Source organism: Pantoea sp. AS142 (assembly GCF_037152305.1).
Classification (GTDB): Bacteria; Pseudomonadota; Gammaproteobacteria; order Enterobacterales; family Enterobacteriaceae; genus Pantoea.
Window position 1 is genome coordinate 171,514 of record NZ_JBBCMO010000007.1, and the last position, 17,410, is coordinate 188,923.

The 17,410-nt window shown below is 54.4% G+C and carries 20 protein-coding genes, 1 pseudogene and 1 other annotated feature; of the genes and pseudogenes, 6 read left to right on the forward strand and 15 right to left on the reverse strand.

The window, feature by feature from the left end:
* Nucleotides 1–44 precede the first annotated feature (44 nt).
* Nucleotides 45–1,505 (reverse strand): cardiolipin synthase, encoded by a 1,461-nt coding sequence (cls, locus tag WFO64_RS14470; protein ID WP_337012797.1) that lies wholly within the window; start codon nt 1,503–1,505, stop codon nt 45–47.
* 156 nt (nt 1,506–1,661) lie between these two features.
* Between cls and WFO64_RS14475 the strand changes: the two genes are divergently transcribed.
* Entirely contained in the window at nt 1,662–1,835 is a 174-nt protein-coding gene (locus WFO64_RS14475) for a YciY family protein (protein WP_003853917.1), read from the forward strand.
* Between the two features lie 106 nt (nt 1,836–1,941).
* Here WFO64_RS14475 and WFO64_RS14480 read toward each other — a convergent pair whose 3' ends face one another.
* Nucleotides 1,942–2,259, reverse strand: a complete 318-nt coding sequence (locus tag WFO64_RS14480; protein WP_337012799.1) for a hypothetical protein — start codon at nt 2,257–2,259, stop codon at nt 1,942–1,944.
* A gap of 344 nt (nt 2,260–2,603) precedes the next feature.
* Here WFO64_RS14480 and ycgZ point away from each other — a divergent pair, with 344 nt between their 5' ends.
* Nucleotides 2,604–2,846, forward strand: a complete 243-nt coding sequence (ycgZ, locus tag WFO64_RS14485) for a regulatory protein YcgZ (RefSeq protein ID WP_337012801.1) — start codon at nt 2,604–2,606, stop codon at nt 2,844–2,846.
* 231 nt (nt 2,847–3,077) lie between these two features.
* Here ycgZ and WFO64_RS14490 read toward each other — a convergent pair whose 3' ends face one another.
* On the reverse strand, nt 3,078–3,263 hold the full coding sequence (locus tag WFO64_RS14490; RefSeq protein ID WP_337012803.1) for a hypothetical protein: 186 nt from the start codon (nt 3,261–3,263) through the stop codon (nt 3,078–3,080).
* 77 nt (nt 3,264–3,340) lie between these two features.
* Nucleotides 3,341–3,637 carry a YciI family protein gene (locus WFO64_RS14495; RefSeq protein WP_337012805.1) on the reverse strand — a complete coding sequence of 99 codons (297 nt, stop codon included), beginning with the start codon at nt 3,635–3,637 and terminating at the stop codon, nt 3,341–3,343.
* A gap of 197 nt (nt 3,638–3,834) precedes the next feature.
* Here WFO64_RS14495 and tonB point away from each other — a divergent pair, with 197 nt between their 5' ends.
* On the forward strand, nt 3,835–4,578 hold the full coding sequence (gene tonB / locus WFO64_RS14500) for a TonB system transport protein TonB (RefSeq protein WP_337012807.1): 744 nt from the start codon (nt 3,835–3,837) through the stop codon (nt 4,576–4,578).
* A 36-nt stretch (nt 4,579–4,614) separates the two neighbouring features.
* On the opposite strand, the gene yciA is transcribed toward tonB, so the two are convergent.
* Genes yciA through WFO64_RS14520 form a run of 4 tightly spaced genes read right to left on the reverse strand, consistent with a single transcriptional unit; the run spans nt 4,615 to nt 6,867 of the window.
* Nucleotides 4,615–5,037, reverse strand: coding sequence for an acyl-CoA thioester hydrolase YciA (gene yciA, locus WFO64_RS14505; RefSeq protein ID WP_337012809.1), 423 nt, complete (start codon nt 5,035–5,037; stop codon nt 4,615–4,617).
* 60 nt (nt 5,038–5,097) lie between these two features.
* Entirely contained in the window at nt 5,098–5,637 is a 540-nt protein-coding gene (locus WFO64_RS14510; protein WP_111140053.1) for a septation protein A, read from the reverse strand.
* 51 nt (nt 5,638–5,688) lie between these two features.
* On the reverse strand, nt 5,689–6,423 hold the full coding sequence (locus tag WFO64_RS14515) for a YciC family protein (RefSeq protein WP_337012811.1): 735 nt from the start codon (nt 6,421–6,423) through the stop codon (nt 5,689–5,691).
* Nucleotides 6,424–6,450: 27 nt separating this feature from the next.
* The gene (locus tag WFO64_RS14520) at nt 6,451–6,867 is read right to left on the reverse strand and encodes a YkgJ family cysteine cluster protein (protein WP_337012812.1); all 417 of its coding nucleotides are present in this window, start codon (nt 6,865–6,867) and stop codon (nt 6,451–6,453) included.
* 250 nt (nt 6,868–7,117) lie between these two features.
* Here WFO64_RS14520 and ompW point away from each other — a divergent pair, with 250 nt between their 5' ends.
* A complete protein-coding gene (gene ompW, locus WFO64_RS14525; RefSeq protein ID WP_029519099.1) occupies nt 7,118–7,753 on the forward strand; it encodes an outer membrane protein OmpW in 636 nt (211 codons plus the stop codon).
* A 48-nt stretch (nt 7,754–7,801) separates the two neighbouring features.
* Here ompW and WFO64_RS14530 read toward each other — a convergent pair whose 3' ends face one another.
* From WFO64_RS14530 to WFO64_RS14555, 6 genes and pseudogenes are all read right to left on the reverse strand, one after another.
* The gene (locus WFO64_RS14530; RefSeq protein WP_337012813.1) at nt 7,802–8,116 is read right to left on the reverse strand and encodes a BON domain-containing protein; all 315 of its coding nucleotides are present in this window, start codon (nt 8,114–8,116) and stop codon (nt 7,802–7,804) included.
* Nucleotides 8,117–8,265: 149 nt separating this feature from the next.
* Nucleotides 8,266–9,069: a tryptophan synthase subunit alpha gene (gene trpA / locus WFO64_RS14535; RefSeq protein ID WP_337012814.1), complete on the reverse strand. Its 804-nt coding sequence runs from the start codon at nt 9,067–9,069 to the stop codon at nt 8,266–8,268.
* Nucleotides 9,069–10,259 carry a tryptophan synthase subunit beta gene (trpB, locus tag WFO64_RS14540; RefSeq protein ID WP_337012815.1) on the reverse strand — a complete coding sequence of 397 codons (1,191 nt, stop codon included), beginning with the start codon at nt 10,257–10,259 and terminating at the stop codon, nt 9,069–9,071. The genes trpA and trpB overlap by 1 nt, the downstream gene beginning before the upstream one ends.
* A gap of 45 nt (nt 10,260–10,304) precedes the next feature.
* Nucleotides 10,305–11,666 (reverse strand): bifunctional indole-3-glycerol-phosphate synthase TrpC/phosphoribosylanthranilate isomerase TrpF, encoded by a 1,362-nt coding sequence (trpCF, locus tag WFO64_RS14545; RefSeq protein WP_337012816.1) that lies wholly within the window; start codon nt 11,664–11,666, stop codon nt 10,305–10,307.
* Between the two features lie 2 nt (nt 11,667–11,668).
* Nucleotides 11,669–13,263, reverse strand: a pseudogene (gene trpD / locus WFO64_RS14550) (bifunctional anthranilate synthase glutamate amidotransferase component TrpG/anthranilate phosphoribosyltransferase TrpD).
* The gene (locus WFO64_RS14555; protein WP_337012817.1) at nt 13,263–14,828 is read right to left on the reverse strand and encodes an anthranilate synthase component 1; all 1,566 of its coding nucleotides are present in this window, start codon (nt 14,826–14,828) and stop codon (nt 13,263–13,265) included. Before WFO64_RS14555 ends, trpD begins: the two are co-directional and overlap by 1 nt.
* A 23-nt stretch (nt 14,829–14,851) precedes the next feature.
* Nucleotides 14,852–14,953 (reverse strand) — a sequence feature (Trp leader region).
* Between the two features lie 153 nt (nt 14,954–15,106).
* Between WFO64_RS14555 and rnm the strand changes: the two genes are divergently transcribed.
* A complete protein-coding gene (gene rnm, locus WFO64_RS14560) occupies nt 15,107–15,991 on the forward strand; it encodes an RNase RNM (RefSeq protein ID WP_442956153.1) in 885 nt (294 codons plus the stop codon).
* Between the two features lie 12 nt (nt 15,992–16,003).
* Nucleotides 16,004–16,624, forward strand: coding sequence for an L-threonylcarbamoyladenylate synthase (locus WFO64_RS14565; RefSeq protein WP_003853883.1), 621 nt, complete (start codon nt 16,004–16,006; stop codon nt 16,622–16,624).
* 10 nt (nt 16,625–16,634) lie between these two features.
* On the opposite strand, the gene WFO64_RS14570 is transcribed toward WFO64_RS14565, so the two are convergent.
* Nucleotides 16,635–17,282: a serine protease gene (locus WFO64_RS14570; protein ID WP_337012819.1), complete on the reverse strand. Its 648-nt coding sequence runs from the start codon at nt 17,280–17,282 to the stop codon at nt 16,635–16,637.
* Between the last annotated feature and the right edge of the window lie 128 nt (nt 17,283–17,410).

Sequence of the window (17,410 nt, forward strand, 5' to 3'; positions counted from 1 at the left end):
GTCTGTCCTGTCGGCCTCAGGCCATTAACACAATCTGGCTCGTTTTACAGTAAAGGGCTAAAGAAGTAAAACAGTCGTTCGACGATGCGCTGCCACCAGGCACGTTTTGCCCAGCGCTTGCCATCCAGCAGGCGCGAACGGGCGATATAGTCATCCTGTACACAGGCCAGATCGCTGCCAAATCCCGCATCATCAACCACCAGCGTCACTTCAAAATTCAGCCATAAACTGCGCATATCAAGGTTCACGGTTCCCACCAGGCTTAGCTGTCCGTCGACCAGCACGCTTTTGGTGTGCAGCAGCCCATCTTCAAACTGGTAGATTTTCACGCCAGCTTCCAGTAACTCACTGAAGAAGGAGCGGCTGGCCCACCCGACCAGCAGCGAATCATTGTGACGTGGCACAATCACGCTGACATTGACGCCACGCTGAGCCGCCGTACAGATAGCATGCAGCAGATCGTCGCTGGGCACTAAGTAGGGCGTGGTCATGATCAACTGTTCACGTGCTGAATAGACCGCGGTCAGCAGCGCCTGATGGATCATATCTTCCGGGAAACCGGGACCGGAGGCGATCACCTGCACGGTGTGGCCGCTCTCTTGTTCAAACGGCATGATGTTGCGATCGGGCGGCGGCGGTAAAATGCGTTTGCCGGTCTCAATCTCCCAGTCACAGCTGAAAACAATGCCCATCGCAACCGCAACCGGGCCTTCCATTCGCGCCATCAGGTCAATCCACTGGCCGACACCCGCGCCCTGCTTAAAGAAGCGGGGATCCACCAGGTTCATGCTGCCGGTATAAGCAATGTAATTATCAATCAGCACGATTTTGCGATGCTGACGCAGATCCATTCGTCGCAGGAAGACGCGCAGCAGGCTGACCTGCAATGCTTCCACCACATCGATCCCGGCATTACGCATCATGCCGACCCAGGGACTGCGGAAAAAGGTCACGCTGCCCGCTGAGTCGAGTAGCAGTCGACAATGAACACCACGGCGTGATGCAGCCATCAGCGATTCAGCCACTTCATCTGCCAGACCGCCGGGATGCCAGATATAGAACACCATCTCAATGTTGTGGCGGGCCAGCTGGATATCACGAATCAGCGCCTGCATGACGTCGTCGGAACTGGTGAGCAGCTGGAGCTGGTTACCCTTGACCCCGGCGATGCCCTGGCGATGGTAGCAAAGCTCAAACAGCGAACGTGAAACGTCGCTGTGCTCGGTGGCAAAAATTTCACGACACTGCTTCAGATCATTAAGCCAGCGGGCGGTGGACGGCCACATGGTGCGGGCGCGTTCCGCGCGACGTTTACCCAGATGCAGTTCGCCGAAGGAGAGATAAGCGATAATGCCCACCAGCGGCAGAATATAGATAACCAGTAGCCAGGCCATCGCTGATGTAACGGCCCGACGCTTCATCAGGATGCGCAATGTGACACCGGCAATCAACAGCCAGTATCCAAACAGCAGCAACCAGCTGATCAGCGTATAAAAAGTGGTCATAAAGTGGACATCCCGTTCGCGCTTCCGTCAGGCAAGTTTACGTGCAGATGACGGCTAACGGAACCTTTTATCCCGGACCACGATGAGAGATCTGATTTGGCATTATCGCAGAGAGCTCTATAATGCCCTCGCGAAGACGAAGTCAGAGAGGAAGTGATGAAACGAAGCAGAAATGAAGTCGCGCGCTGGAGAATGTTACGTCAGGTACATCGCCGTCGCTCACGCTGGCTGGAAGGGCAGTCACGGCGTTATAAGCGTATTCACTGTATTCGCCATCAACTGGCCCAGCAGCAGCGTCGTTCGATTCTGTTTATTACGCAAATAATATAATCAGGTTGTTTTAAACGAGCCTGAAAGGAGTGACCTGTCTTTCAGGCAGCGACGGATTTGCGTAAAAACTCATTATGGGTTTCAGCCTGCCTGAGGTAACGCTCCTTCAGGCTTCAAAAAATCCTAATTTCGCCAGCACCTGTCGCGCTTTTAAATGCTCCTGTCGTGACGCACCCCGATCGCTGACTTCACGCATCAGACAAACTATCGTACTACCCAGCGACATTGGTCGTCGGTAGCCTGCACGGTCATACCATTCATAAGACCACCTATCTGACTTACGCTGGTAATAAACAGTTAGCCACGCTGAGCAATTTGCCGGATAGCCACTGAGCACTTCGATTTTAGGATCGGCAATAGCCAGAACCCGGGATACCAGAGGGTTAAGCAGTGTAAAGGCCTGAATAGTGTTGATTTTGTTCATAATAAGCCTGCGACGTTACTGCGTATCCATTCAGAGGTGTAACTAACCAGTCATAAATGTAGACAGCCCTGCAGAATAATTCCTCTTCGCTATTAAAAAAATAACGGATAGATCATTTTTAACAGTAAAAAAGGTTATTCAGGCGCGTACCAGGCGAGTTGTACGCTAGCAGGTAGTAAACTTGTACAATTTTGTTTTTTATATGTTGTTGTAATTTATATATATTTTTTAGTTCTGTTATGCTGCTAAGATTTTATAAGCTAAATATGTGTACAATTACATATTTGTTGTATAACTTTACCCCATCGGTAAGTGACCTTAAATGAATCCTATGAGGAGCAATCATGCAGACTAACGTTCGTATTCCCGCTTCAATATCTGACATTTCCGCTTATTTACACAGTGCTGCGCAGCCTACCCAACAGGCCATTCTTGGCGCTGTCGTGACGGAAATTATCAGTTCTGGCCGTAGCCTGAATCGTAAAGCTCTCTGCTCAAAACTTATCAGCCGCTTACAGCATGTCACCAGCCCGGAAGAAGAGCAGCACTATCATGCACTGATTGGTCTGATTCTGGATCGGGGTTAATACTGCACTGAATATATCCCAGCCAGTAATGTCAACATTGTGGGAAACCAGAAGCGGGGTAATTGATCCACCATGCCCGTTTAGATAAGAACAATACCTTATTCAAATTAAGATGAAGACGTTATCGCCGCGTTAATGCGTATGGATGCGGTATGAAGTTCAGGCAGAATAGTCGTGGTCACAGCGATCAATTAGCGGTTCTGTGATACCGGGGTGCGTTATTAAATTGCATTAACCAGCGGGGCGTTGTGCCGTCATTACCAGCGTCACGTTTACCAACTGCAGTGCTGCCGCCAGCACGATTAGCATCACAATCCACTCCTTTTTGTTACGCCAGCCCTGCGTTCGCCACAGATAAACTGCGCTCCCGATCAGTAAAACGATAATTGCCAATAGTCCCGGAATGATTATCTGCATCTTTCCTCTCTAAACGATCAAAATACAAATGGCTTCTGTACCCAGGCACAGAAGCCATTTTGACTGCTAGTTCTTTATCAGAAGACGCGTTTAAACGGCTTAACCGAGACCTGCTTGTAAACACCTGCCGCAAAATAAGGGTCATCCTGCGCCCATGACTGCGCGGTTTCCAGCGACGGAAACTCAGCAATCACGGTTGAGCCGGTGAAGCCTGCCACGCCCGGATCGTTGCTGTCGACTGCAGGCATCGGGCCTGCAATGATCAGGCGTCCCTCTTCCTGCAGCAGTTTGAGCCGCGCCAGGTGGGCAGGACGCACAGCGTTACGTTTTTCCAGCGAATCTGCAGTATCTTCTGCATAAATGACGTAAAGCACCAGGGAACTCCCACTAATCAGAATTTTGCAACACGTTAAGGGATCGCCGTTAAGAGTGCAAACGAAACCTCCGGGCGGTTGATGGCTCAGCATAATGGGCTGAAAAGCGCTTTTCTTCATGCTGTAGAGCGGGAGTTATTGAAACTGATTGCTATTTGCATTTAAAATCGCGGCTTCATTCAATCACTGCGACCGTTATGACCACGCTGACTATGCCATTACCTAAACGCACGCCTGTCTCCATGTTATTGTCTGTTGCTCTGCATGGGGCCGTGATTGCCGGAATTCTCTATGCTTCATTCCAGCAGGTGATTGATGTGCCCAAAGCGTCGCAACCCATCAGCGTGACCATGGTCGCCCCTGAAGTCCAGCCCGAACCTGCACCGGCTATTGCAAAGCCCCCTGCGCCGGAACCTCAACCGGAACCTCAACCGGAACCTCAACCGGTGCCAGAACCGCCGAAAGCGGAGCCGGTGCCCATTCCAAAACCTGAACCTAAGCCAAAGCCAAAGCCGAAACCTGAGCACAAGCGGGAGCAGCCCAAACGCGACGTGAAGCCCCGTCAGGAGAGCAAACCTCAGGCTAGCCCGTTTAATCAGGCGACAACGGCGACCCAGAGCAAACCCGCCGCAGCGCCAAAAGCCACGCCATCACCCACCTCGTCGGCGTCAAACGGCCCTAAAGCCCTGAGCGTGAGTAAGCCCGGTTATCCTCAGCGCGCTTTTGCATTGCGGGTGGAAGGCCGGGTACGGGTGAAGTTTGATGTGGACAGTGAGGGAAGAGTGGATAACATCCAGATTGTGTCTGCTGAACCGCGCAATATGTTTGAGCGGGAGGTTAAGCAGGCGATGAAAAAGTGGCGCTACCAGAGTGGACAGCCAGGCCAGGGGCTGACCATGAATATTGTGTTTAAGATCAAGGGTGGTGCCAGCATTGAATAAGACGCCGGGTCAGGCTAAAGCCGCCTGACCCGTGACTTAATTGCCTGGCTGCTGATTGGCGCGTCCGGGTGGCAAAGGACGTGAATGGCCTTCACTATCGACCGCCACATAAATAAAGACTGCCTCTGTGGCACAGTAGGTCTGTCCAATCGGCTCAGACGACACTTTTTTAATCCACACTTCAACGTTAATCGTCATGGAACTGTTGCCGGTACGGATACAGCTCGCATGGCAGCTCACTACATCGCCCACCGCCACCGGCTTCAGAAATGACATGCCGTCAACACGCACCGTCACAACGCGCCCTTCAGCGATCTCTTTCGCCAGGATAGCGCCGCCCATGTCCATCTGTGACATCAGCCAGCCACCAAAAATATCGCCGTTGGCGTTGGTGTCTGCTGGCATGGCGAGCGTACGCAGCACCATTTCGCCTTGCGGCAATTTATGTTTTTCGCCCATCGCGTCCACTTTTTATGCAGGTAAATGCTAAAAAAATGCCCGGCGTACCGGGCAGAGTAATTATTTTTGTTCCTGCTGCGGCATCTGTCGCCAGATGTAAAGCCCGCTAAGCAGGGTAAACAGTAAGGTCAGACCGGAGAGACCGAACACTTTAAAGTTAACCCAAAACGCCTGAGATAACCAAAAGGCGACATAGATATTCACCAGGCCGCAAATCAGAAAAAACAGCGCCCAGGCGATGTTTAGCCGACGCCAGACCGCGTCAGGCAGCTGAAGCTCTTTGCCGAGCATGCGCTGAATCAGCGTTTGCTGCATAAACCACTGGCTGTAGAGCAGGGCTGCGGCAAACAGGCTGTAGATGACCGTGACTTTCCACTTAATGAACTCATCGTTGTGGAACACCAGCGTCAGGGTGCCAAAGACGGCCACCAGTACAAAGGTGAAAATCGTCATTTTTTCCAGCTTTCGATAGAGCACCCAGCTGACGACCAGGGCCAGGCCAGTGGCGACAATCAATGCGCCAGAGGCAACAAAAATGTCATACAGCTTGTAGAAGATGAAAAAGACCACCAGGGGGAGAAAGTCGAGTAGCTGCTTCATAGTTTTTCCATTCAGAGTTGGCTGCGAATGTGCCCGAAGGCACACCGACAATCAACGTAACAGCATATAGAGCCGATAAAGATAGATGATCAACATTGCCGAAACCACATTCCCTGCCGCGGTGAAAATCACCGACGAGACATTGAGCGGTAATACCGTCAGCGAAGAGAAGAACAGCATCACCACCACTTTGGCCAGCAGCCAGAGTAGAATGGCAGGTGCAATCAGCTTCACATTCTTCCACGCCATCCGCATGCTGGCCCGCATGGCAGCAAAGACACCCATTTTTTCACTGGCCACCATCACCGGTGCCAGTGACAGCAGAATCGTCAGTATAATGCCTGGCACCACCAGCACCATAAAGCCCAGTTGCGCCACCAGCGTCATCAGGAAGGTGAGCAGTAACAGCTTTGGCAACAGCGGCGCGGACGCACCAATGGCACGCAACGCACTCACACGCTGGCCGGAAGAGACCATCGGGATCAGATAGAGCATTCCGCCAAGCAGCAGCGTATTACCCATCAGCGCAGCAAAAGTGCTGGCCGCAGAGGCACGCAGCAATACCTGCTGCTGTTCCGGAGACATATTCTGCACTATCTCAAACAACGAACTGGCGCTATCGTCACCTTGCTGCAGGAGGGCCATCTGATCGGCACCCGGCGTCAGCACATGCACCAGCATGACGGTGATAAAAGCGGTCAGCAGCGACATCAACAGCAATGTAGCCAGTTGATGTCGCGCAAAATTTCCTGTGTCACGGTATAACGAGCTTGCCGTGATAGACATGTACACTCCTTGGAAGAACCGGGTTAATCAACCCGGCGATTGTACATGTTCTGGCTGCTCGCGGGCACCCGCTGTGGCATAACTTTCTGTCATGACAGGTAAAGAGGGAGAAAAAAGGGCGGGAAGACCATACCGGGCGCGGGCGCGATCGCAGGCTTCATTGTGGATACCCCCTTCGCCCGACATCGAAAATTCCCGACAGGGCGTCGGACGTTGTTCATAAATTCCGCAGGAGACACAGCCCCCAATATTGCCCTCGAGAGCCACGCAGCGGGGCGCGCGATCGTTCGTACCCCGCATATTGCGCATTAACAGGCTGAGCGGTTCGGTTAATGCGGTCGGCACAGGGCCGCCTGCATCATCGGCTTCAGCCCAGTAAAATGAGACGCGGAAATGGGCGCAGCAGGCGCCACAGCTGACACAAGGGTTAGATATTTCACTCATTTGATCACCCGCCCCTCCCAGGGCATCGAACCAAAATCACCAGAGAAGATAAGCAAAATAGGCCCGGCGAAATTATTCAGCAAGGGGAATTTTGCGGCGCCAGCATGCGTCGAAATTGATCTAAATCAATTCATTGTTTTTTAAGTAATTTATCTAAAGGGTACAGAGTGCAATTTTCTGTAAATCACGTTAAATATTTGCCAGCAAAAAAGCGATGACGTTTGCGACATTAACATTAAGCAAAGGAGTGATGATGAAACTGGCAAAATGCGCGATGCTGCTGGCTCTGGCTTTCCCCCAGCTGTCGATGGCCCACGAAGCGGGCGACTTCTTTATGCGTGCGGGCAGTGCCACCGTCCGGCCCACCGAGGGTTCCGATAATGTGTTAGGGATGGGCGAGTTCAGCGCATCCAACGACACGCAGTTGGGCCTCACCTTTACGTATATGGCAACGGACAACATTGGTGTCGAATTACTGGCCGCCACACCTTTCCGTCACAAAGTGGGCCTGGGCCCGACCGGCACACTGGCCACAGTGCGCCAGTTACCGCCGACGCTGATGGCGCAGTACTACTTCTTTGACAGCAAAAGCAAGGCGCGTCCTTACGTAGGCGTGGGTATCAACTACACCACCTTTTACGATGCCGATTTCAATCAAACGGGCCGCGATGCGGGCCTGACCGATCTCAGCGTCAAGGATTCCTGGGGTGTAGCGGGTCAGGTCGGTCTGGATTACCAGATTAACCGCGACTGGATGCTGAATGCCTCGGTGTGGTACATGGATATTGATACCGAAGTGAAGTTTAAAGCGGGTGGCGAACAGCAGAACATCAATATGCGTATCGACCCCTGGGTGTTCTTCTTTGGCGCGGGTTACCGTTTCTGATGAGAAAAAGGCCGCTAAATCAGCGGCCTTTTTTTGTCTGTTAAGACATTATTTGATCTGCATATTGTTTACCACGGACTTCACGCCCGGCACGCTGCGCGTAACCTGAACGGCATGATTAGCCATCTGTGGTGATGAAACAAAACCGCTCAGCTGAACTTTACCTTTAAAGGTTTCTACGTTGATTTCAGTTGATTTCAGCGAGTCATCTTTCAGCAGTTCACCTTTAACTTTTGTGGTCACCACGGTGTCATCAATGTAGCCACCGGTTCCCTCTTTGGTTGAGGTTGGCGCACAGGCGCTCAGTGTCAGCGCAACCACGCCCGCCAGTACAGCACCTGTCAGCAGTTTAACGAATTTCATTGCATTCTCTCCCTGTCACAAAATTTATGCGGCGTTACCGTAACGGCGCATTGTCATTGTGGTGCAGATATTGCAAAAAGGGCAAATAGCGGAATCAAAAAAAAGGAAACAAATCATGCCTTATCGCGCGATAAGGCATGTTGGCAGCATTAACGGCTGGCAGCTTTGAGACGGCTGACAAAATTCTTCAGTTCACTCAGCATCACCTCAGGTTCTGCGTGATGTTTTTCAATGATTCGGACAATCGCCGATCCTGAAATTGCGCCCGCTGCACCCGCAGAAATTGCTTCCTTAACCTGTTCAGGCTCCGAGATACCAAAGCCCTGCAGCGGCGGGGCCGCGTGGTTTTCACGCAGCTTGTCGATCAGATGCTGCAACGGCAGGCTGGCACGGTTTTCAGCGCCGGTGACACCAGCGCGCGACAGCAGATAGGTGTAACCCCGACCATGCGAAGCGATCTCACGCAGCAGCTCATCGCTGGCATTAGGCGGGCATATAAAGATAGGCGCTACGCCATAACGCAGGGCTGCCTGACGGAAGGGCGCAGACTCTTCCACCGGCACATCCGCCACCAGCACCGAATCCACACCCGCTTCAGCACATCGGGCATAGAACGCATCCACGCCGTTGGTGAAGACCAGATTGGCGTACATCAGCAATCCAATCGGCAGATCAGGATATTTACGGCGGATAGTCGCCAGCATTTCAAAACACTGGCTGATGCTGGTGCCTGCCGCAAAGGCGCGCAACGTCGCGTTCTGGATGGTCGGGCCATCCGCCAGAGGATCGGAGAAGGGAATACCCAGCTCCAGCGCATCCGCGCCACCTTCAACCAGGGCGTCAATTACGCGCAGTGAAAGCTCTGGTGACGGATCGCCAAGCGTAACAAAAGGAACGAAAGCGCCTTCGTTATTCGCTGACAGACGCGTAAACAGCTGATTGTAACGTTCCATCAGATCTCTCCCTGTGCTGTCAGAATGTCATGAACGGTGAAAATATCTTTGTCGCCGCGGCCAGAGAGGTTGACCACAATCAACTGCTCTTTTTCCGGTTCAGCCTGGATCATCTTTATCGCGTGGGCCAGGGCGTGGGATGATTCCAGCGCCGGAATGATACCTTCAGCGCGACACAGCTGTTTAAAGGCGTCTAGCGCTTCGTTATCGGTAATGGAGACATATTCCGCACGACCAATGCTGTTCAGATGCGCATGCTGCGGGCCGACTGACGGGAAGTCGAGGCCGGCAGAGATCGAGTAAGACTCCTCAATCTGGCCATCAGCGGTCTGCATCATTGGCGCTTTCATACCGAAATAGATGCCGACGCGACCATGCTTGAGCGGGGCACCATGCTCGCCGGTCTCAATGCCGTGGCCCGCAGGCTCTACGCCGATCAGCTTCACGCTGGTCTCATCGATAAAGTCGGCAAACATCCCGATGGCGTTGGAACCCCCACCCACACAGGCGAGAATGGCATCGGGCAGGCGGCCCTCTCTTTCCAGAATCTGCTTTTTGGTCTCTTCGCCAATCATGCGCTGAAACTCACGCACAATCGTCGGGAAGGGATGCGGACCGGCCGCAGTGCCGAGCATGTAGTGCGCAGTTTCATAACTACCAGACCAGTCGCGCAGCGCTTCGTTACAAGCGTCTTTCAGCGTGGCAGAGCCGCTGTGTACCGGGATCACTTCTGCGCCCATCAGACGCATACGGAACACATTGGGTGACTGACGCTCCACATCTTTCGCGCCCATATAGATGCGGCATTTCATGCCCAGCAGCGCACAGGCCAGCGCTGAGGCCACGCCGTGCTGACCCGCACCGGTCTCGGCAATAATTTCGTTTTTGCCCATGCGTTTTGCTAATAATGCCTGGCCCAGCACCTGGTTGGTTTTGTGCGCACCACCGTGCAGCAGATCTTCACGCTTGAGATAGAGGCGCGTTTTGGTGCCTTTGGTCAGGTTTTTGCACAGCGTCAGGGCGGTAGGACGACCCGCATAGTTCTTCAGCAGGTCGGTAAACTCGGCCTGAAACTCCGGATCTTTCTGGGCGTCGACAAACGCCTGTTCCAGCTGGCGCAGGGCTGGCATCAGGATTTGCGGAACATACATTCCGCCAAATTCGCCAAAATAGGGATTCAGTAACGTCATTTTTATCTTCCTTTCTCGGGCCCGCCGTTGAGCAGGCCAGGCAAATCAGTAGGCGCGCAGTGTCTGAAACACAGCGGCAATTTTACGGGCATCTTTGATACCTGGTGCGCTTTCCACGCCAGAGTTAAAATCCAGTCCGGCACAGCCCAGCTGCGCGGCTTCAACACAGTTATCCGCGCTCAGGCCACCTGCCAGCAACACATTGTTCAGTGTCTGCCCCTGTAACAATGACCAGTCGAAACGCTGTCCGGTTCCGCCATCGCCATTATCAAACACATAACGGTCAACATGTGGCCAGTCGCGCGCAGGCAAAGAGCCTTCAATGCGTAGCGCCTTCCAGATTTGAATCTCTGCTGGCAGAGCCACGCGTAGTTCGGCTACAAACGCCGGCGTTTCATTACCGTGCAGCTGCACCGCTGACAATGAAAGCGCACTGGCTTTCGTGACAACGTCACTTACTGCGGCATTGCGGAACACGCCGACGTAGCGCAACGGGGCGGCAGAGATCACGTTTTGTGCCGTGGCGGTGTCAATCTGGCGCGGTGACCCTTCAGCGAAGATCAGCCCGCCATAGAGTGCCCCGGCTTCATAGGCGGCACGCGCATCGTCGGCACGGGTCAGGCCGCACACTTTATTGCTGCCCAGCGTGACCCGACGCACCGCTGCGGTCAGGTCGGCTTCTTCCATCAGGGCAGAACCAATCAGGAAGCCGTTGGCAAAGTGGCTCAGCTCGCGAATATCGGCGTAGCTGTTGATGCCTGATTCGCTGATCACCGTGACGCCGTGCGACAGTCGCGGTGCCAGCTGACGGGTGCGGTTGAGATCGATAGAGAGATCACGCAGATCGCGGTTGTTGATACCCACGACTTTGGCCTGCAGCGCGATAGCCCGCTCCAGTTCCTCTTCATTACTCACTTCAGTCAGAACGCCCATCTTCAGGCTGTGCGCCACAGCGGCGAGCTGACGATACTGCTCATCATCCAGCACCGACAGCATCAGCAGAATCGCATCCGCCTGGTAGTAACGTGCCAGATAGATCTGATAGGGATCGATGATAAAATCTTTGCACAGCACCGGCTGGGTGATGGCCGCGCTGACTATCGGCAGAAAGGCGAAGTCGCCCTGAAAATATTTCTCATCGGTCAGCACCGACACCGCGGAAGCATAGTGGCGGTAGACTCCGGCAATCGCGGCCGGATCGAAATCCTCGCGAATAACGCCTTTCGAGGGCGACGCCTTTTTACACTCCAGGATAAACGCGGTTCTTGCACCCTGCAGTGCGTCGTAGAAATGACGGCTGGCAGGTTCAAGACTGTTCTGAAAGGTGGAGAGAGGCTGTTGCTGCTGACGGGCTTCAACCCAAATCGCTTTGTCCTGAACAATTTTTTCTAACACGGTGCCTTTCATGATTATCCTCTTGCTGCCAGTGCGACGACACGCTCATAAGCCTGTCCGCTGCGGATGGCGTTAAGCGCCTGCTGTGCGTTTTCACGCAGATCTTCCTGACCAAATACTTTAAGCAACATCGCTACGTTAACGGCGACCGCCTCCTCATGGGCCTGCTGGCCATTACCCTGAAGTAAAGCCGTCAGAATGTCACGATTTTCTTCCGGCGTGCCGCCCGCCAGCGCCTCTTTGGGATGGAAGCCAAAACCAAAGTCTTCAGGCGAGAGCTGGTAGCGCGTAATTTCACCTTCACGCAGTTCCGCCACATGCGTCACGTCGTGCAGCGCCACTTCATCCATTCCGCCACCGTGAACCACCGCCGCGCGCTGATAACCCAGCACTTTCAGGGTCTGGGCAATCGGCATCACCAGTTCCGGACTGTACACGCCAATCACTGCCAGTGGCGGGCGTGCCGGGTTGATCAGCGGACCTAACACATTAAACAGCGTGCGGGTCTTAAGCTGCTGGCGAACCGGCATCGCGTGGCGAAATCCGGTGTGATACTGCGGCGCGAACAGGAAGCAGACGTTAAGATCGTCCAGCGCCTGACGCGCCCGGTTAGCAGGCATATCGAGATTGATGCCAAAGGCCGCCAGCAGATCGGAGGACCCCGACTTGCTGGAGACGCTGCGGTTGCCGTGCTTTGCCACTTTCAGACCGCAGGTCGCGGCAACAAAGGCGCTGGCGGTTGAGATATTAATGCTGTTACTGCCATCGCCGCCGGTGCCCACAATGTCGGCAAACGCGTAATCAGGGCGGGGAAAAGGTTTGGCATCTTCCAGCAGTGCGGTGGCGGCTCCGGCGATCTCTTGCGGCGTTTCACCGCGCACTTTCATGGCGATCAGCGCGGCGGCGAGCTGCGTGGGCTCCAGTTGTCCGGTAATGATGGCGCTGAACAGCTGATGACTCTCAGCCTGATTCAGCGTCTGCGCCTGGTAAAGTTTTTCCAGTGTCTGTTGCATAGTTATTCTCCCTGTTACTTCGCCAGCGCCCAGGCCAGCGTCTGCTCAAGCAGGCGCGCGCCCTGAGAAGTCAAAATCGATTCAGGATGGAACTGAAACCCGCAAACGCGATCGGTGTCATGGCGAACCGCCATCACCATCCCGTTGAAACTGGCGTTAACCGTCAGCTTATCTGGCGTGTTACTGCCCACCAGCGAGTGATAGCGCGCCACCGGCAGCGGATTGCTCAGACCGGCAAACATCGCCTCGCCATCATGGTCGATTGAAGAGGCTTTGCCGTGCAGGATCTCGCCTGCCTGACCCACATGGCCGCCATAGGCTTCGACAATTGCCTGGTGACCCAGACAGATACCAATAATCGGCAGACGACCACGCAACGCGTTTAGCAACGCCGGCATACAGCCAGCATCTTTTGGCGCGCCGGGACCGGGAGAGAGCATCAGCACCGGGTTCTCCATCCGCTGTAGCTGTTCAATTAACCGTTCGGCGGGCAGGTTGTTGCGGTAGATCACCACGTCGTGACCAAAGGTGCGCAGCTGATCAACCAGGTTGTAGGTAAAAGAGTCGATGTTATCGAGCAGCAGAATATCGGCCATCAGAAGATCTCCTTGCAGTGATGGGCAGTCGCGATAGCGCGCAGTACGGCGCGCGCTTTGTTACGGCTTTCATCAGCTTCAGCCTGCGGATTAGAATCCAGCACCACACCAGCGCCCGCCTGAACGGTGGCGACGCCGTCTTCTACATAGGCAGAGCGGATAACGATGCAGGTATCGAGATCGCCCTGGGCGGTGAAGTAGCCCACCGCGCCGCCGTAGCTGCCGCGACGGGTGCGTTCAGCCCCGGCAATCAACTGCATGGCGCGAACTTTAGGCGCACCGCTCAGCGTGCCCATGTTCATACAGGCACGATACGCGTGCAGCACGTCAAGGTCCGCGCGCAGCGTACCCACCACGCGGGAGACCAGATGCATCACAAATGAGTAGCGGTCAACTTTGGTCAGGTCAGCCACGTACCGGCTGCCTGGTACGCAGATACGCGCCAGATCGTTACGCGCCAGATCCACCAGCATCAGATGTTCAGCCAGCTCTTTATGATCGGTGCGCATCTCCAGTTCGATGCGACTGTCGAGATCGCGGTCGAGTGAGCCATCGGCATGGCGGCCGCGTGGGCGGGTACCGGCGATCGGGTAGATCTCAATCTGACGCGAAGTGGCGTCATACTTCAGCGAACTTTCCGGCGACGCGCCAAACAGTGAGAAATCCTGATCCTGCATAAAAAACATGTAGGGGCTGGGATTGCTGTTTTTCAGTGTCTCATAAGCAGCCAGCGGCGACGGGCAAGGCAGCGAGAAGCGGCGTGACGGCACGACCTGGAAAATTTCACCGATCCGAACCGCCTGCTGCAGCGTACGTACCACGTCGCAATACACTTCATCACTCTGGCTGGTGGTCAGTGTCATCTGTTCTACCGGCTGCACCGGCAGAGCCGGAGCCGGCTGCAGCATCTGGCCGTGCAACTGCTCAATGCGACGCTGGAGGCGCTGGAACTCGCTGGTGGACGGGCAGAACAGGCTGGCCTGCAGACGCGCACTGTGGGTCTGGTGATCGATCACCAGTAATGTCTCTGCCAGGTAAAAACAGTAGTCGGGGCAGCGTTGCTGATTATCCAGCTCCGGCAGGGTTTCAAAACCGGCAACCAGATCATAAGCAAACAGGCCACCCAGCAGCACGGCTTCGCGCTCGTCGGCAGGGGAGTTGACCAGTTGTGGAATCAGACGCAGTGCATCAAACACCGACAGTGCCTTGAGGCGGGAATCTTCATCTTGCTGATGGTCGGTGCTCTGCGGGAAAGTCAGCTCACGTCCATCGGGACGAACCTGATTGCTGACCGACTCAGGCAGGGCCTCATCCAACAGCGGCAGCAGGGCGCGGCCATTTTCTGACAACGCCTGAACAGTGACCTGATTGCCCATGGCGCTAACGCGCAGCGCGCTGTCGACAATCAGCAGGCTTTTTAAATTGCGCTTGCTGTCGATGTCAGCGGATTCAAGCAGCAGGGTTGCCGGACGTGCGCCGCATAGCTGGTGAAACACTGCGGCCGGATCTTCGCGGTAGGGTGCGGTGCCGGTAATCAACTTCACTGTAGGTTTCGCATTTGGCATGATGATTTCTCTGAATTTCGCTCAAAAAAAAACCCGCTCGGTGGCGGGCTCAGGTATTAGCACAGCGTTTACGCAAAGTGTGCACGACCCTGTCGCCCGTTTTCGGGAACATCGCGCCAACCGTTTAAATGCGTGATTACAACAGCCATGATTGAATACCCGTAACGTGTGAACTTGTGTACTAGTTAACGGGTTCATGGCGGAAATGTCAATACACTTTTTCACTGACCGCGAAAATCGTTATCATGCTGGCCGGTTTAGTTTTTGCAGGAGTTCTCTTGAGCGATATCGCCCGTTTCCCGGTTTATGATTTACACAGCCACACGCGTGCCTCCGATGGCTTACTGACGCCAGCAGCTTTGGTGCAGCGAGCGGTTGAGATGCGCGTCGGCGTACTGGCGATCACCGATCACGACAGTGTTGCAGGAGTAAAAGAAGCGCAACAAACGGTAATCGACAACGATTTACCGATAAAAGTGCTGGCAGGCGCAGAGATTTCCACCCTGTGGGAGAATCATGAGATTCACATCGTAGGACTCAACATTGATATCCGCCATCCCGCGATGGTGGCGTTTCTGGCCGGACAACATGCCTGTCGGCAAGCACGTGCAGAAGAGATTGGTGAGCGACTAACGAAGGCGCACATCCCGGATGCACTGGCGGGCGCCACGCGACTGGCAGATGGCGGCATCATTACCCGCGGTCACTTTGCCCGCTTCCTGATTGAGCAGGGCAAAGCGGAGAATATCGCGCAGGTATTCAAAAATTATCTGGCGCGTGGCAAAACCGGTTATGTGCCGCCACAATGGTGTACAATTAAACAAGCTATTGATGCGATTCATCATTCTGGTGGCTGTGCCGTGCTGGCGCACCCTGGCCGTTACGGGTTATCAGCAAAGTGGCTCAAACGGCTGGTCGCTCATTTCCGGGAAGCGGGCGGCGATGCGATGGAGGTCGCGCAGTGCCAGCAGCCACCCAATGAGCGCACGACGCTGGCGCACTACGCCAGAGACAACGAACTGGCTGCATCACAAGGTTCTGATTTTCATCAACCCTGTCCGTGGATTGAGTTGGGCCGCAAACTCTGGCTGCCCGCGGCGGTTGAGCCGGTCTGGGAACGCTTCCCGGATCTGGCTCCCAGCCTGGCAATCACGGAAAGGTGACACGAGGTTTCTATGAGTCAATTGTTTCATATTCATCCGGACAACCCGCAGCCTCGCCTGATTAATCAGGCGGTCGACTACCTGAACAAAGGCAGCGTCATTGTTTATCCAACCGATTCCGGCTATGCGCTGGGCTGTCGGCTGGAGGAGAAGGGCGCGATGGAGCGAATCTGCCGCATCCGTCAACTCGACGGGCATCACAACTTCACCCTGATGTGCCGGGATCTTTCTGAGCTGTCGGTCTATTCGCAGGTGGGCAATTCAGCGTTTCGCCTGCTGAAAAACAACACGCCAGGCAACTACACCTTCATTCTCAAGGCGACCAAAGAGGTGCCGCGCCGCCTGATGAATGAAAAACGTAAGACCATTGGTCTGCGCGTACCCTCGAATCCCGTGGCGCTGGCGCTGCTGGAAGCACTGAATCAGCCGATGATGTCGACCTCATTAATCCTGCCGGGCAACGATTTCACTGAGTCCGATCCGGAAGAGATCCAGCACAGCATCGGCAAGCTGGTCGATCTGATTATCGATGGCGGCACGCTGGGTCAGCAGCCCACTACGGTGGTCGATCTGACCACCGATGCGCCGGAAATTGTGCGTGAAGGGGTGGGCGATACCCGCCCGTTCCTTTAATTCAGCGGGCTCAGACACCGCGGGTCGGTGCCGGGGCCAGATTCGACTCTAACCAGCTTTTAAACTGGCCGTAAGGAATATAAAGCGACACATCTTTCAGGATCACTTTATTATTGCGGCCATTCCTGATGGCGTCTGAATAGCCTACAATCACGCCGCCAAGCGTATCATCACGGTTATAAACGCCGCCGCCAGACATTCCCTGAACAACGCCTGCGTTAGAGGCCATTGCTATACAGGGACTTTTATTCCAGTTATTCCGAATAGCGGTGCGGGCTAAATTAATCCCGGTCGATTCAACTGGCATCGCTGAAATAAAACTGTAGCCATACATTTTAACCGGATCGCCGATGTCGCTACTGCGGAACTTAGTCAGCGTGGTGGCATCATTCTTGTGATAGATAATCGCAAGGTCGCAATAAGGATGATAAGACTTTACGCGTTGCACGGCAGTTTTGGCGACGTGCGCAGCCGTCAGGCTATATTCTGGCGTCAGAGGAATGCTGGTGCCCAGCGTGCCGAGACCGAGGATCGTCGGAATGCCTGTCACGCTCATATCTACGTGCTGCATCGCCGTACGACTGTACTCAGTGTGGCCCACGGAACACCCACTTAGCACCAGTGCAGCAAGCACCGGGCACAGCAACAGGTTTCGCATGATGGGTTTCTTTATTCAGGCATGTCTGGAAATCCCTGGTGAAGATTTTTGACATGCAAGCAAGGTTCATCACTGAACCGTATTAACGCAACAACTCCGGATGCGCCGGTTATTGGATTAATGTAAAA